Annotated in this window: 14 protein-coding genes; 6 read left to right on the top strand and 8 right to left on the bottom strand. The window is 71.3% G+C overall.

Annotation, left to right across the window (positions count from 1 at the left end):
- Positions 1-18: 18 nt before the first annotated feature.
- Both AC3IX6_RS13680 and AC3IX6_RS13675 read right to left on the bottom strand, forming a co-directional pair.
- Positions 19-792 carry an alpha/beta fold hydrolase gene (locus AC3IX6_RS13680; RefSeq protein WP_489370393.1) on the bottom strand — a complete coding sequence of 258 codons (774 nt, stop codon included), beginning with the start codon at positions 790-792 and terminating at the stop codon, positions 19-21.
- A gap of 65 nt (positions 793-857) precedes the next feature.
- The gene (locus AC3IX6_RS13675) at positions 858-1382 is read right to left on the bottom strand and encodes a hypothetical protein (protein WP_489370392.1); all 525 of its coding nucleotides are present in this window, start codon (positions 1380-1382) and stop codon (positions 858-860) included.
- A 71-nt stretch (positions 1383-1453) separates the two neighbouring features.
- On the opposite strand from AC3IX6_RS13675, the gene AC3IX6_RS13670 reads away from it, so the two are divergent.
- Positions 1454-1801 (top strand): hypothetical protein, encoded by a 348-nt coding sequence (locus AC3IX6_RS13670; protein ID WP_489370391.1) that lies wholly within the window; start codon positions 1454-1456, stop codon positions 1799-1801.
- Position 1802: 1 nt separating this feature from the next.
- Entirely contained in the window at positions 1803-4004 is a 2202-nt protein-coding gene (locus tag AC3IX6_RS13665) for a DUF4132 domain-containing protein (protein ID WP_489370390.1), read from the top strand.
- A gap of 77 nt (positions 4005-4081) precedes the next feature.
- On the opposite strand, the gene AC3IX6_RS13660 is transcribed toward AC3IX6_RS13665, so the two are convergent.
- From AC3IX6_RS13660 to AC3IX6_RS13640, 5 genes are all read right to left on the bottom strand, one after another.
- Entirely contained in the window at positions 4082-4849 is a 768-nt protein-coding gene (locus AC3IX6_RS13660; protein ID WP_389692690.1) for a succinate dehydrogenase iron-sulfur subunit, read from the bottom strand.
- Complete coding sequence (sdhA, locus tag AC3IX6_RS13655) at positions 4849-6603, bottom strand: succinate dehydrogenase flavoprotein subunit (protein ID WP_489370389.1); 1755 nt, start codon at positions 6601-6603, stop codon at positions 4849-4851. The genes AC3IX6_RS13660 and sdhA overlap by 1 nt, the downstream gene beginning before the upstream one ends.
- A 23-nt stretch (positions 6604-6626) precedes the next feature.
- Entirely contained in the window at positions 6627-7109 is a 483-nt protein-coding gene (locus tag AC3IX6_RS13650; RefSeq protein ID WP_250744034.1) for a succinate dehydrogenase hydrophobic membrane anchor subunit, read from the bottom strand.
- Positions 7110-7114: 5 nt separating this feature from the next.
- On the bottom strand, positions 7115-7495 hold the full coding sequence (gene sdhC, locus AC3IX6_RS13645) for a succinate dehydrogenase, cytochrome b556 subunit (protein ID WP_266880720.1): 381 nt from the start codon (positions 7493-7495) through the stop codon (positions 7115-7117).
- Between the two features lie 152 nt (positions 7496-7647).
- Positions 7648-8343, bottom strand: a complete 696-nt coding sequence (locus tag AC3IX6_RS13640; RefSeq protein ID WP_489370388.1) for a 2-oxo-4-hydroxy-4-carboxy-5-ureidoimidazoline decarboxylase — start codon at positions 8341-8343, stop codon at positions 7648-7650.
- Between the two features lie 385 nt (positions 8344-8728).
- On the opposite strand from AC3IX6_RS13640, the gene AC3IX6_RS13635 reads away from it, so the two are divergent.
- Both AC3IX6_RS13635 and AC3IX6_RS13630 read left to right on the top strand, forming a co-directional pair.
- The gene (locus AC3IX6_RS13635) at positions 8729-9520 is read left to right on the top strand and encodes an RNA polymerase sigma factor (protein WP_489371442.1); all 792 of its coding nucleotides are present in this window, start codon (positions 8729-8731) and stop codon (positions 9518-9520) included.
- Positions 9520-10569 carry a hypothetical protein gene (locus tag AC3IX6_RS13630; RefSeq protein WP_489370387.1) on the top strand — a complete coding sequence of 350 codons (1050 nt, stop codon included), beginning with the start codon at positions 9520-9522 and terminating at the stop codon, positions 10567-10569. The genes AC3IX6_RS13635 and AC3IX6_RS13630 overlap by 1 nt, the downstream gene beginning before the upstream one ends.
- Before the next feature lie 243 nt (positions 10570-10812).
- On the opposite strand, the gene AC3IX6_RS13625 is transcribed toward AC3IX6_RS13630, so the two are convergent.
- On the bottom strand, positions 10813-11697 hold the full coding sequence (locus AC3IX6_RS13625) for a L,D-transpeptidase family protein (protein ID WP_489370386.1): 885 nt from the start codon (positions 11695-11697) through the stop codon (positions 10813-10815).
- A gap of 167 nt (positions 11698-11864) precedes the next feature.
- Between AC3IX6_RS13625 and AC3IX6_RS13620 the strand changes: the two genes are divergently transcribed.
- The gene (locus AC3IX6_RS13620; protein WP_489370385.1) at positions 11865-13448 is read left to right on the top strand and encodes an acyl-CoA mutase large subunit family protein; all 1584 of its coding nucleotides are present in this window, start codon (positions 11865-11867) and stop codon (positions 13446-13448) included.
- Between the two features lie 79 nt (positions 13449-13527).
- On the top strand, positions 13528-14202 hold the full coding sequence (gene leuE, locus AC3IX6_RS13615; protein WP_489370384.1) for a leucine efflux protein LeuE: 675 nt from the start codon (positions 13528-13530) through the stop codon (positions 14200-14202).
- Positions 14203-14215 lie beyond the last annotated feature (13 nt).

Below are 14215 nucleotides of genomic sequence, written 5' to 3'. Positions count from 1 at the left end.
AATGTGCGGACGCCTCTGTCAGCGTTCCGGGAGGGCCGCCCCGAAGAGGAAGGGCAGCAGCAACCGGGTGATCTCCTCCGGGCGTTCCAGGGAGGGGAGGTGTCCGGCCCAGGGCAGCTCGACGTGGACGGCGCCGGGTACGAGGGAGGGGAGCTCGGCGGGGACGTCGCGGAAGTCGGGGATGTCGTGCGCGCCGCCGACGGCGAGGACGGGGGCGGTGACGGCGGCCGGCTCGAAGGCGGGCTCGGGGAGTTCGTGGTCCTCGTCGGCGGTCAGGGCGCCCCGCAGGTTCCCGAGCTGCATGGCCCGTACGAGCGTGTGCGCGGCCTCGTCGGCGTCCGGGCCGAGCCACTGGCGGGCGTTGAGCGCGGCCGCGCCCTCCAGGTCCCCGGCGTCCAGCAGGGCGGCCTCGGCGGCGTTGAAGGCGAGCAGTGCGGGGCCGCGCCGCTGCGCGGGCCGGGCGGGGCAGAGCAGGGCGAGCGCGCTCACCAGCTCCGGGCGCAGCGCGGCCAGCGTCAGCGCGACCCGCCCGCCGTAGGAACTTCCGACGAAGGCGGCCCGCCGGATGCCGAGGTGGTCCAGCAGCTCCCGTACGTCCCCGTGGTCGCTGTACGGGGCTTCGGCGGCGGGGGAGTCGCCGCAGGTCCGGAAGTCCGGCCGGACCACCCGGAACCCGGCGTCGAGCAGCGGCCGCCACTGCGGCTCCCACATCCGACGGTCGCACACGGAGGAGTGCAGCAGGACGACGGCCGGGGCGTCGGCGGGACCGTCCACATCATGAGAAATGGTCATCCGGTGATCTTCGGGGACCGGCCCCCGATCCGCCACCGGATTCCCGCCCGGCCGCCCGGCCGGACTCACATGCTCAGCGCGCGCGCCTGGTTGAGCTGGCTCATGACCCACATGTAGGTGCCCGGGTCCACCGCGGGGATCATCGTGGAGTGGTGGCGGCCGGCGCTGTTCACGGTGATCTGGATGTAGCCCGTGGTGCGGCGCTCCTTCATCAGGAGGAAGAGCAGGCCGAGCAGGCAGAAAAGGAAGAAGATGACGGCCAGCACGATCGCGTGCGCCGGGATCTTCTCCTCCGTCCGGGAGAAGTCCGTGGCGTTCCAGATCGCGCCCCTGAGCGGCATGTTGCCCGACGGGGTGATGATCTGGTCCCCGGCGATCGTGATGTCGCCCAGGGAGAGTCCGGCGGCCGGGTACCCCATGGGCGCCATCGGCGGCATCTGGGCGGGGATGCCCGCTCCGGCGATGGTCGGCTGGTAGGCCGGGGGCTGGGGGTAGGGCTGCGGGTAGCCGTAACTCGGGTTGCTCGGCCCCCACTTGTACTCGTCGCCCTGGCCGTCGCTCGCGTAAGGGTTCGGCTGCTGCTCACTCATGTGCCCGATGATTCCACAGGCGCCATCGGCTCAGTGGAGCGATTGTCACTGCCCGCCCCTAGTCTCCGGGCATGGGAAGCGTGATGTTCGTCGACGAGACGACTGCCGGGGGCCGCTGTGACGGCTGGGGGATGGAAATCGCCGAGGAGCGACTCGTACTGCGCGAGTTGATCAGGAGGCGGATATTCCGGGAAGTGGCCGGGTCCGAGGCGACCGGCAGCCGTCTGGTGCGCCAGGCGAAGGAGGACGGCCCGGTGGATCCGCAGGCGCAGGTGGAGGCGGCGCTCGCCGCCTTCGGGCGCAACGGGTTCCTGGTTCTGGTGGGGGACCGTCAGATCACGGACCTGGACCAGGAGATCGACCTCCTGCCGGGCACCGAGGTCACCTTCCTCAAGCTCGTCGCACTGGTGGGTGGCTGACATGGCGGCCGGTCCCGGCACGGAGACCCGGTGGTCCTTCGAGGAACTCGGGCGGGCCCACTACACCTACGACGGGATCTGGTCCACGCGCGTGCAGGACGAGCTGGCCGCGGGCCGCGCGGTCCCGCCCGCCGCCGTGGCCACCCTGCGGCGCAGCGCCCTGATGACCTACAGCGGGTACGGCGTGCGGGACACCCTCGGGCTGCTGACCGACCCCGCCCTCAACGTCGGCGAGCAGTGGGCCGACGAGGCACTGGCCGACGGCCGCTGGGATCCCCTGCTCGCCCACGCCGCCACCGCCACGGCCGCCCGGCCGACCCCCAAGTGGGAGAAGACCGCCCGCGTTCTCATCGAGGACACCGGATCCGGCCCCGACGCGCTGCGCGAGGCCGTCATCGGCTGGCTCGCGCTCGTGGACCGGCCGCGCACGCTGACCCTGGAACACACCTGGTACGAGGGCCAGCTGGACGCCCACAACGCCAACGCCCTGCGCGGCCTGGCCTGGCTGCTCGCGCTGCTGCCCGCGCACCCCGAGATACCGCGCGCCCTGGGCCGGCTCGTGGAGACCTGCCTGAAGAAGGTCCCGGGCCTCGGCCCGCGCAATCCCAAGGTGGCCAACGCGGGGGTCACCGCCCTGTCCCGGACCGAGGGCGAGGCGGCCCTGGCCGAACTGGCCCGGCTGGCAGCCCGGGTGACCTTCAAGGGCACCCTCAAGGTCATCGACGCGGCCCTGGAGGCGCGCGCCGAGGCACTCGGTCTGGGCCGGGAGGAGATCGAGGAGCTCGCCGTGCCCACGTATGGATTGGGCGGGGCCGGCCTGACGGACGTCGGGCGCGCCGAGCTGCCCTTCGGGCCGGCCGTCGCCCTGCTCGAGGTGCGCGGGCCGAAGGTGCTGCTGTCCTGGAGCAACGCGGCCGGCAAGGCGGTCAAGACCGTCCCGGCCGCCGTCCGCCAGGGGCACGCCGAGGAGCTCACGGAGCTCAAGGCGGCCGTCAAGGACATCGACAAGATGCTGGCCGCCCAGGCGGAGCGCCTCGACCGGCAGTTCCTCGCCCGCCGCACCTGGACCTACGGGGCCTGGCGCGAGCGGTACCTCGACCACCCCTTGGTCGGCACCCTCGCCCGCCGCCTGGTCTGGACGGTCGCGGGCGTTCCGGCGGTGTACGACGGCCACGACATCCGGACGGTCGCGGGCGACCCGCTGTGCGTCGCCGCCCACGCCGAGGTCCGGCTCTGGCACCCGGTCGGCCGGGAGCCCGCCGAGGTCGCCGCCGTGCGCGAGCGCCTCGAAGAGCTCGCGATCACCCAGCCGTTCAAGCAGGCCCACCGCGAGGTGTATCCGCTCACCGACGCCGAGCGCGCCACCGGCACGTACTCCAACCGTTTCGCCGGCCACGTCCTGCGCCAGCACCAGTTCCACTCGCTGGCCGCCGTGCGCGGCTGGCGCAACAAGCTCCGGCTCTGCGTCGACGACAGCGCGCCGCCCGCCGTCCGCGAGCTCCCGCAGTGGGGGCTGCGCGCGGAGTACTGGATCGAGGGGGAGGGGAACGGGAACTACGAGGCCGACACCACCACCGACTCCGGCAGCTACCTGCGGCTGCGCACCGATCAGGTGCGCTTCTATCCCCTCGACGCCCCGCAGAACCAGGCCAGCACCTACGGCGGCGGATACACCATGTACCTGCGCGACGGCCGGGATCCCGTCGACCCGCTCCCGCTCACCGAGATACCCGAGCTGGTGCTCAGCGAGGTGCTGCGCGACGTGGACCTCTTCGTCGGGGTCGCCAGCGTGGGCAACGACCCCACCTGGTCCGACGGCGGCCCCGGGGGGAGGTTCCGCGAGTACTGGACCTCGTACGGCTTCGGCGAGCTCGGCCAGAGCGCCGAGACGCGGCGGACGCTGCTGGAACGGCTGGTGCCGAGGCTGGCGATCGCGGACCGCTGCCGCATCGAGGGCCGGTTCCTGCACGTCCGGGGCGAGCTGCGCACGTACAAGATCCACCTCGGCTCCGGCAACATCCTGATGGAGCCGAACGACCAGTACCTGTGCATCGTGCCGAAGGGCGGCGGTTCCCCGGAGACCGGGTACCTGCCCTTCGAGGGGGACCGCACCCTGGCGGTGATCCTGAGCAAGGCGATGCTGCTGGCCGCGGACACCGCCATCACGGACCCGACGATCACCAGCCAGATCGGCAGGGGCTGACAGGCGGAAACGCCGAAGGCTCCGCGCCCGGTGCGAACACCGGGCGCGGAGCCTTCGTACGACTGACTACGACGGAATCAGAAGCGGCGCGTGATCAGCGCACGCTTCACTTCCTGGATCGCCTTCGTGACCTCGATGCCGCGCGGGCACGCGTCGGTGCAGTTGAAGGTGGTGCGGCAGCGCCACACGCCGTCCTTGTCGTTCAGGATCTCCAGGCGCTGCTCGCCCGCCTCGTCGCGCGAGTCGAAGATGAAGCGGTGCGCGTTGACGATCGCCGCCGGGCCGAAGTACTGGCCGTCGTTCCAGAACACCGGGCACGAGGACGTGCAGGCGGCGCACAGGATGCACTTGGTGGTGTCGTCGAAGCGCTCGCGGTCCTCGGCGGACTGCAGGCGCTCGCGCGTCGGCTCGTTGCCCTTGGTGACCAGGAACGGCATGACGTCCCGGTACGCCTGGAAGAAGGGCTCCATGTCGACGACGAGGTCCTTCATCACCGTCAGGCCCTTGATGGCCTCGACCGTGATCGGCTTCTCCGGGTTGATGTCCTTGATCAGCGTCTTGCAGGCGAGCCTGTTCTTGCCGTTGATCCGCATCGCGTCGGAGCCGCAGATGCCGTGCGCGCACGAGCGGCGGAAGGTCAGCGTGCCGTCGAGGTCCCACTTGATCTTGTGGAGACCGTCGAGCACGCGCTCCTTCGGGTCGATCTCGATCTGGAAGTCCTGCCAGACCGACTCGTCCGAGATCTCCGGGTTGAACCGGCGGATCCGGAACGTGACCGTGATGAACGGCGAGGCGGCGGCCGCCGCCTCCATCTGGTCCGTCTTGCTCAGGGTCGGGGTGCCCATCAGTACTTACGCTCCATCGGCTGGTAGCGGGTGACGACGACGGGCTTGTAGTCCAGCCGGACGGAGTCCTTGCCGTCGTCGCCGACCTCGCGGTACGCCATGGTGTGGCGCATGAAGTTGACGTCGTCGCGGTTCGGGTAGTCCTCGCGGTAGTGGCCGCCGCGGGACTCCTTGCGCGCCAGCGCGGACACGGCCATGACCTCGGCCAGGTCGAGCAGGTTGCCCAGCTCGATGGCTTCCAGCAGGTCCGTGTTGAAGCGCTTGCCCTTGTCCTGGACGGACACGTTCAGGTAGCGCTCGCGCAGCTCCGCGATCTTCTCGACCGCGGTCTTGATCGTCTGCTCGGTGCGGAACACCATCACGCAGGCGTCCATCGTCTCCTGGAGCTCCAGGCGCAGCTCCGCGACCCGCTCGTTGCCCGTGGAGTTGCGCAGCCGCTCGACCTGGTCGATGACCTGCTGCGCCGGGTTCTCGGGCAGCTCGACGTAGTCGTGGGCGTGGGCGTACGCGGCGGCCGCGATGCCCGAGCGCTTGCCGAAGACGTTGATGTCCAGCAGCGAGTTGGTGCCCAGGCGGTTCGCGCCGTGCACGGAGACGCAGGCGACCTCGCCGGCCGCGTACAGGCCCGGGACGACGGTGGTGTTGTCCATGAGGACCTCACCCTCGACGTTCGTCGGGATGCCGCCCATGGCGTAGTGCGCGGTGGGCTGGATCGGGATCGGGTCCGTGTACGGCTCGATGCCCAGGTAGGTGCGCGCGAACTCGGTGATGTCCGGGAGCTTCGCGTCGAGCTGCTCCGGCGGCAGGTGCGTCAGGTCCAGGTACACGTGGTCACCGGCGGGACCGCAGCCGCGGCCCTCACGGATCTCGGTGTAGATGGAGCGCGAGACGACGTCACGGGACGCGAGGTCCTTCATGACCGGCGCGTACTTCTCCATGAAGCGCTCGCCGTCCTTGTTGCGGAGGATGCCGCCCTCACCGCGGGCGCCCTCCGTCAGCAGGATGCCCATGCGCCAGATGCCGGTCGGGTGGAACTGGAAGAACTCCATGTCCTCCAGCGGCAGGCCGCGGCGGTAGCAGGCCGCCTGGCCGTCACCCGTGAGGGTGTGCGCGTTGGAGGTCACCTTGAAGAACTTGCCGGTGCCGCCGGAGGCGTAGATGACGGACTTCGCCTGGAACACGTGGATCTCGCCGGTGGCGAGCTCGTACGCGACCACGCCGGCCGACTTCTTGACGCCGTCCTCCTCGACCAGGAGCTGGTCCAGGACGTAGAACTCGTTGAAGAACTCCACGCCCTCCTTGACGCAGTTCTGGTAGAGCGTCTGGAGGATCATGTGACCGGTGCGGTCCGCGGCGTAGCAGGACCGGCGGACCGGCGCCTCACCGTGGTTGCGGGAGTGCCCGCCGAAGCGGCGCTGGTCGATGGTGCCGTCCGGGGTGCGGTTGAACGGCAGGCCCATCTTCTCGAGGTCGAGGACCGCGTCGATGGCCTCCTTCGCCAGGATCTCGGCGGCGTCCTGGTCGACCAGGTAGTCACCACCCTTGACCGTGTCGAAGGTGTGCCACTCCCAGTTGTCCTCTTCCACGTTGGCGAGCGCGGCGGCCATGCCGCCCTGCGCCGCGCCCGTGTGGGAGCGGGTGGGGTAGAGCTTGGTCAGCACGGCGGTGCGGCTGCGCTTCGTCGATTCGATGGCGGCGCGCATGCCTGCGCCGCCCGCCCCGACGATGACGGTGTCGTACTTGTGGATCTTCATTGGTTTCGCCTCAGCCCCGTTGCCTAGCGGATGTTCGGGTCGAAGGTGAAGATCACCAGCGTGCCCAGAAGAATGGTGAACACCGTGGCGGTGTAGAGCAGGCCCTTGAGCCACAGACGCGTGTTGGCGCGCTCCGCGTAGTCGTTGATGACGGTACGCAGACCGTTCGCGCCGTGCAGCATCGCGAGCCACAGCATCAGCAGGTCCCAGCCCTGCCAGAACGGGGAGGCCCAGCGGCCGGCCACGAAGGCGAAGCCGATCTTGGAGACGCCGCCGTCGAGGACGAGCTGGATCAGCAGGTGGCCGAGGACCAGGACGACGAGCACGATGCCCGAGAGGCGCATGAAGAGCCACGCGACCATCTCGAAGTTGCCGCGGGTCGAGCGGGGGGTCTTGCTGGTGCGCTTGCGCGGGGCCTCGATGTACGGCGCCGGGTTGTCGACGTCGTAGAGGGACACGCCCTCCACGTCACCGATGCCCTTTTCGAAAGAAGTGTCAGAAGACATGCGTGTCACTTCCCGAAGAGTTCGAGGTAAGCGTGTCCGAGGACGGGGTACAGGGCCCCGACCATCAGCACGACCCAGATGCCCACCACGGTCCAGAGCATCTGCTTCTGGTAGCGGGGGCCCTTGGACCAGAAGTCCACGGCGATGACACGGAGACCGTTGAGCGCGTGGAACAGGATTGCGGCGACGAGGCCGTACTCCAGCAGCGCGACGATCGGAGTCTTGTAGGTAGCCACGACATCGTCGTACGCCTCAGGGGAGACGCGGACGAGTGCGGTGTCGAGGACGTGTACGAACAGGAAGAAGAAAATGAGGACGCCGGTGACTCGATGAGCCACCCAGGACCACATTCCTTCCCGGCCGCGGTACAACGTTCCAGCCGGCACGGAAAACCCTCCGGAAGCGGGGCGGGGGCCAGCCGGCTTCTTTGTCGGTCGGGCCCGGCCGGGTACGGTCCTCCGGCCCCGGACATCGTAGCGACGCTTTGTCGGTTCCCTCGCGCGGGGGCCATCGGTGTGATCAAACAGGCACGGACGGACTATCCCACAGGGGCGAATAGCCCGAATTCGGCAGCAGATACCCCATCTGCCGAGGTCAGCCAGTGTGTCAGGTCGGCGAGTCGGACCTGCGCGACGCGACGGAGCTCGTCCGCGGAGATCGCGCGTTCCTCGTCCACGTCCAGCTCCATCCGCCGCCGGATCGCGGCCAGCAGCTGGTCCGCCTGCTCCTCCGGGGTGGTCCCGTCGAGGCAGATCACGAAGGCGTGCCCGAAGGTCCGCTCGTACTCCCCGTGCGCCGCGTCGAGCGCGAGCACCGCGGCGTACGCGGCCCCGTGCTCCAGCTCCGGCGGGTACTCGCAGGCCAGTGCCTCGGAGAGGTCCGGCTGGGAGAGGTCGTACGAAGCCTCGTCCGCGGCGGCGAGTAGCGCGCCGAAGTCGGGGTAAGGGCGGTGGGCGGCCACCCGGTGGGCCCAGCGCCGGCTGCCGCAGCAGTGCAGCAGGGCGGAGTGGGCGGCCTCGGGGGACAGCGCGTTGAACCGTGCGAGCCCGGTGTCGTGGAAGGGGCCGACCTCGTCGAACGGACCGGCGCCGTCGAACGGACCGGCGCCGTCGAACGGGCCGGCGTCGTGGAGGGAGGGGGAGCCGTGGGAAGGGTCGGAGCCTCCGCGGGCCTGTGCCGGAAGGTGGCTGGACAGCGGGGGGCTCCTCGTGGCGTGGCGCGGGTGTCCCGCCACGCTATCGACGCGGAGCCGGGTGTGTCGTACCCATTCCGGGTTTTCACTCGGAAGTGAGCCGAAAGGATGACGGGAGCGCATGTCGGACCAGGTGCGGGGCCGCTCGGGTCCCCCGCGGGGGGCCGGGGCATGATGGCCGTGGGGAAGGCCGGGAAGGGGAGGGCGACCGAGGCCGCCACCCCCCACAGGAGAGGCCCCGGCCGCCATCCGTCGCGGACTCGTGCGACAAGCCCGCACCCCTGTCAGCGTCTTCGGTGCGTTTTGTGTCACACCTCGCTCCGCGCAGGGATGGTTGCGCGTTGTACAACTCGTGGACGAAGGTGCTTGAAGGCCGTAACGTGCTGATTTGCGCCACACAAACGGGACTGTGAACGGGTTGGGGATTTTGCTGGGGGACGACGCGGAGCTGACCACCGCGGTGCTCGCGGCACAAGACGGCGACGAGCTCGCGTTCCGTTCTGTGTACCGCGCCGTGCACCCGCGCCTGCTCGGATACGTCCGCACGCTCGTCGGCGACGGCGACGCGGAAGACGTCACCTCCGAGGCCTGGCTGCAGATCGCCCGCGACCTCGACTCCTTCACCGGCGACGCCGACCGCTTCCGCGGCTGGGCCGCCCGCATCGCCCGCAACCGGGCCCTCGACCACATCCGGATGCGCGGGCGCCGGCCCGCCGTCGGCGGGGACGAGACCGAGCTGACGGGCCACGCCGCCGAGTCCGACACCGCCGGCGAGGCCATGGAGTCCCTCTCCACCTGCCGCACGATGGAACTCATAGCCCAGCTCCCGCAGGACCAGGCCGAGGCCGTCGTCCTGCGGGTGGTCGTCGGGCTGGACGCCAAGAGCGCGGCCGAGACCCTCGGCAAGCGCCCCGGCGCCGTGCGCACCGCCGCGCACCGGGGTCTGAAGAAGCTGGCCGAGCTGCTCGGCGAGGCCGTCGACGGGGACTACGACCCGGATTCCGACCCCGATTCCGGTATCGGCACCGGCATCGGATCGGCCGTCGGCGTCGGGGCCGGGCGGGGGCACCGCCTCGGCGATAATGACGGGAGTCGCGCACGGGGCGCCGGGGGCGGGCGGGACCTCGACGCCGTACCGGCGCAGCGGGCCCGCGCCGCGGGCCTCGTAGAACAAACCGGTGTGACGGATTCACGTTGGCGGACGCAGAAGGACATGTGATGGCCGACGAGCGCGACAGGTGGCTGGACAAAGCCGCGGCGGACAGACTGCTGCGCGGAGAACCGGCCGCACCTGGCGCCGAGCACCACGCCCGCGTCCGGGCCGAGCGGCTGCGCGCCGCCCTCGACGCACTCGCCGAGCCGCCACCCGTGGCCTCCGGCGGGCTGCCCGGGGAACTGCGCGGAGAGGCCGCCGCGGTGGCCGCGTTCCGCGCGCGCGGCTCCGTACTCCGGGCGGAAGCGCAGACGAAGGCTCCGGACACCGCGCTGTTCGGCTCCGCGGACACGGTGGTCGAGCTCGGCCCGCCCGCGGGCCCGGCCCGACCGGGACCCCGCCGCGGACGGCCGGTCCGCTTCGCCCTCGCCGCCGCCGTGGCGAGCGTCGCCGTGGGCGGCCTGGCGGCCGCCGCGGGCACCGGGCTGCTCGACCGGGACTCCCGGGACACCGCCGGCGGGCTGCCGGCCGCCTCGGTGACGGTCGGATCCTCCCCGGCCGTCTCCGCGGACGGACGCTACGCGGCGCCCCTCGCGCCGTCCCGCACCACCGCGCCGCCCGGCGGCGAGGGCAAGAGCGCCTCCCCGGGCCCGGGGACCACCCCCGGCACTGACGGACCTACGACGACGGGACCCGGCGACGCCGCCGGGACGAGCGCCGGAATCGGCACGGAGCCGTCCGCGAGCGGCTCGGCCGCGGGCAAGGACGGCGGCCGTGACCGGTCCCGGACGGGCGGCGTGGACGGCATGGCGACGGACCCGGCCGACGACTCGGACCGGGACCGGGACGGCCGCACCGGAGCGGTGGAGCTGTGCCGGGACTACCGGTCGGGGCGGCTCGACGATGCCGGCCGCGAGAAGCTCGTACGCCTGGCCAAGGGGCTGCTCCGGGTCCCGGGCTACTGCAAGGTGGTGCTCGACGTGGCCACCGGCGGCGGTTCGGCCGGGGAGCCGCCGGGCTCGCCCGCGGGCCCGCAATCCCCGTCGCGCTCGCTGGGGCTGGTCCCTGCCGGGACGGCTCAGCCGAAGGCCCCGGACGCGGGCCAGCGCCGCTGAGGACCGGGTACCGGACACTGGCCTGAAACGGTTCGCGCCCCGCCTGTAACACTTTTCGAACCGGCGGCGCAGTACATAACGAGCCGACTGGTCATCGGCCGCGCATGAGCCGGGGTTCCCCCCGTACCCCTGGGCTCTGCGCAACCGGCGCGGGCGGGATTCGTTCCCCCGATCCCGCCCGCGCCCTCACCTTCCGACCTTCCGCGCCCGGCCGGGGCGTTCCCCCGCCCGGCCGCCCGCGGATCACCAGTAGACGACGACCTTGTCGCCGACCTTCACCGCGTCGAACAGCGTCGCCAGCTTGGCCTTGTCCCGGACGTTCACGCAGCCGTGCGAGGCGCCGGCGTAGCCACGGGCGGCGAAGTCCGCCGAGTAGTGCACGGCCTGGCCCCCGCTGAAGAACATCGCGTACGGCATGGGCGTGTGGTAGATCGTCGACGTCCAGTCCTTGGCCTTCCAGCCCACGTCGAACACGCCCTCGCGGGTCGGGGTGTTCTCCGAGCCGAAGCGGACGTCCATCGTGGAGACGACCTTGCCGTCGATCATCCAGGCGAGGGTGCGGCTCTCCTTGCTGATGCACATCACCCGGCCCGTCATGCAGCGCGCGTCGGGCGCGTCCGGCTCGTTGACGGTCGGCGGGCGCAGCTCGTCGGCGGTCGGCTTCTTCGTGGCGTTCTGGATCTTCTTCCAGGTGGCCTCGTCGACGCCGCCGGTGGCGGACAGGCCGTTCTTCGACTGGAAGGACTTGACCGCGGCGGTCGTCTTCGAGCCGTAGAAGCCGGTCGGGGCGACCGACATCAGCTTGAGCTGGCGCAGCCGGGCCTGCAGTTCGCGGACCTGCTCGCTGTCGTCGCCGTTCGCCATGACCTGCTTCACGGTCGGCGAGGGCGAGGCGGACGCGGAGGCGGAAGGCGACGGCGACGTGGACGGGGACGCCGACGGCGAGGCGTCGCCCGGCTTTCCGTCCGTGGACGGCGAGGCGTCGGGAGAGGCGACCGCCGTGGGCGATGCGGGAGCGGAAGAACCGGAGCCGGTGGCATCCGTCTTCTGCGGTCCGCAGGCGGTCGCGGCGAGCGCGACGGCGGTGGCCAGTCCCAGTGCTCGGATTATTACCTTCTTGCGGTGCATAGCAGTCCCCCGATTTCTACGTGTGTATCTAGGTGATGCCACGTGGGCGTGGTCAGTTGCAGGGACGGCCGCGATGTTGCGCCATTGTGACCAGCGGTCGCCGCGCGGCCGCCGCGGGGACGTTTTATCAGCCCCGGGCACCTCGGAGCCACGAAGGAGCGCGTCACATGGAGCGGCACACCGAGAGCGGGGTCCCGATCGCGCCCGTCTACCGCCCGGACGACCTCGCCGGCTGGGACCCCGGAACCCGGCTGGGGGAGCCGGGGGAGTACCCGTACACCCGGGGCGTCTACCCGACCATGTACACCGGGCGGCCCTGGACGATGCGTCAGTACGCCGGGTTCGGTACCGCCGCCGAGTCCAACGCCCGCTACCGGCAGCTCATCGCGGGCGGCGCCGCCGGGCTGTCCGTGGCCTTCGACCTGCCCACCCAGATGGGCCACGACTCCGACGCCCCGCTCGCGCACGGCGAGGTCGGCAAGGTGGGCGTCGCGATCGACTCGGTCGAGGACATGCGGGTGCTGTTCGACGGGATCCCGCTGGACCGTGTGTCCACGTCGATGACGATCAACGCGCCGGCCGCGCTGCTGCTCCTGCTCTACCAACTGGTCGCCGAGGAACAGGGGATCGAGCCCGGCCTGCTGACCGGCACGGTCCAGAACGACGTGCTGAAGGAGTACATCGCACGGGGGACCTACATCTTTCCGCCCGGCCCCTCCCTGAGGTTGACGGCCGACGTCTTCCGCTACTGCCGGGCCGAGCTCCCCAGGTGGAACACCATCTCCATCTCCGGGTACCACATGGCCGAGGCGGGGGCCTCGCCCGCGCAGGAGATCGCCTTCACGCTGGCCGACGCGATCGCCTACGTACGCACCGCGCTGGCCGCCGGGATGGAGGTCGACGCGTTCGCGCCCCGGCTGTCGTTCTTCTTCGTCGCCCGCACCACCCTCCTGGAGGAGGTCGCGAAGTTCCGCGCGGCCCGCCGGATCTGGGCCCGCGTCATGCGCGAGGAGTTCGGGGCCCGGGACCCGAAGTCGCTGATGCTGCGCTTCCACACCCAGACCGCCGGGGTGCAGCTGACGGCGCAGCAGCCCGAGCTCAACCTGGTGCGCGTCGCCGTGCAGGGCCTGGCCGCCGTACTGGGCGGCACCCAGTCGCTGCACACCAACTCCTTCGACGAGGCCATCGCGCTGCCCACCGAGAAGTCGGCCCGCCTCGCGCTGCGGACCCAGCAGGTGCTGGCGTACGAGACGGACGTGCCGTACACCGTCGACCCCTTCGCGGGGTCCTACGCGGTGGAGCGGATGACGGACGAGGTGGAGACGGCGGCGCTCGACCTGATGGCACGGGTCGAGGCGATGGGCGGGGCGGTGGCCGCGATCGAGGCGGGCTTCCAGAAGGAGGAGATCGAGCGGAACGCCTACCGGATCGCCCGGGAGACCGAGAGCGGCGAGCGCGTGGTGGTCGGGGTCAACCGCTTCGCGCTGGACGAGGAGGAGCCGTACGAGCCGCTGCGCGTGGACCCGGCGATCGAGGACCGGCAGCGGGCCTCCCTGGCCACCCTGCGGGCGGGGCGCGACGGGGCGGCCGTGGACGAGGCGCTGGCGGCGCTCCGGGAGGCGGCGGCGGGCACGGAGAACGTGCTCTACCCGATGCGGGAGGCGCTGCGGGCCAGGGCCACGGTGGGGGAGGTGTGCGGGGCGCTGCGGGAGGTGTGGGGGACGTACGTGCCGGCTGATTCCGGCTGGTGACCATGGCTGATTGCGATGTGGTCCCAGTCCGTGAAATCGACTGGCGCGACAGGTGTGTCCTCATGGGACACTCCTGCACATGCTGGGTGTCACAGATCTTCCGACGTATCTCGCCGGCCTGGTGCTGATCATTTTGCTGCCGGGGCCGAACTCGCTCTACGTGCTCTCCGTCGCCGCGCGCGGCGGGGTCCGCCAGGGGTACCGGGCCGCCGCTGGCGTGTTCACGGGAGACGCCCTGCTCATGACCCTGGCCGCGGTCGGCGCCGGGGCGCTGCTGCAGACCAGCCCGATCGTGTTCGGCGTCGTCAAACTGCTCGGCGCCGGGTACCTCACCTGGCTCGCCATCGGCATGCTGCGGGGCGCGTGGACCATGTGGCGCGCCCGCCGCGAGCGCGCCGGGGCCGCCGAGGACGCCCCGGAGCCGTCCGCGGTGGCCGCCGGGGTGAAGGCCGGCGAGACGGAACGGCCCTACCGGCGGGCGCTGCTGATCAGCGTGTTCAACCCGAAGGCCATCCTCTTCCTGATGTCCTTCTTCGTGCAGTTCGTGGACACGGCCTACGCCTACCCGGCGCTGTCGTTCCTGCTGCTCGGCACCCTGATGCAGATCGGCAGCTTCCTCTACCTGACCACGCTGATCTTCGGCGGGAACCGCCTGGCGGCCGCCTTCCGGCGCCGCAAGCGGCTCGCCGCCGGGGCCAGCTCGGCGGCGGGCGTGCTGTTCCTGGGCTTCGCGGCGAAGCTCGCCGTGAGCTGACCCGGCCCGTTTC

This window comes from Streptomyces sp. GL_141 (assembly GCF_057834385.1).
The sequence above is the reverse complement of the archived record's forward strand: the minus strand, read 5'-3'. Positions and strand labels throughout refer to the sequence as shown.

What these genes read in the sequence shown, in the direction of transcription:
- leuE (WP_489370384.1), top strand. Translation starts at nt 13,528, where the DNA reads ATGCTGGGTGTCACAGATCTTCCGACGTATCTCGCCGGCCTGGTGCTG.
- AC3IX6_RS13650 (WP_250744034.1), bottom strand. Translation starts at nt 7,109, where the DNA reads ATGTCTTCTGACACTTCTTTCGAAAAGGGCATCGGTGACGTGGAGGGC.
- AC3IX6_RS13665 (WP_489370390.1), top strand. Translation starts at nt 1,803, where the DNA reads ATGGCGGCCGGTCCCGGCACGGAGACCCGGTGGTCCTTCGAGGAACTC.
- sdhA (WP_489370389.1), bottom strand. Translation starts at nt 6,603, where the DNA reads ATGAAGATCCACAAGTACGACACCGTCATCGTCGGGGCGGGCGGCGCA.
- AC3IX6_RS13620 (WP_489370385.1), top strand. Translation starts at nt 11,865, where the DNA reads ATGGAGCGGCACACCGAGAGCGGGGTCCCGATCGCGCCCGTCTACCGC.
- AC3IX6_RS13660 (WP_389692690.1), bottom strand. Translation starts at nt 4,849, where the DNA reads ATGGGCACCCCGACCCTGAGCAAGACGGACCAGATGGAGGCGGCGGCC.
- AC3IX6_RS13670 (WP_489370391.1), top strand. Translation starts at nt 1,454, where the DNA reads ATGGGAAGCGTGATGTTCGTCGACGAGACGACTGCCGGGGGCCGCTGT.
- AC3IX6_RS13625 (WP_489370386.1), bottom strand. Translation starts at nt 11,697, where the DNA reads ATGCACCGCAAGAAGGTAATAATCCGAGCACTGGGACTGGCCACCGCC.
- AC3IX6_RS13675 (WP_489370392.1), bottom strand. Translation starts at nt 1,382, where the DNA reads ATGAGTGAGCAGCAGCCGAACCCTTACGCGAGCGACGGCCAGGGCGAC.
- AC3IX6_RS13630 (WP_489370387.1), top strand. Translation starts at nt 9,520, where the DNA reads ATGGCCGACGAGCGCGACAGGTGGCTGGACAAAGCCGCGGCGGACAGA.
- AC3IX6_RS13680 (WP_489370393.1), bottom strand. Translation starts at nt 792, where the DNA reads ATGACCATTTCTCATGATGTGGACGGTCCCGCCGACGCCCCGGCCGTC.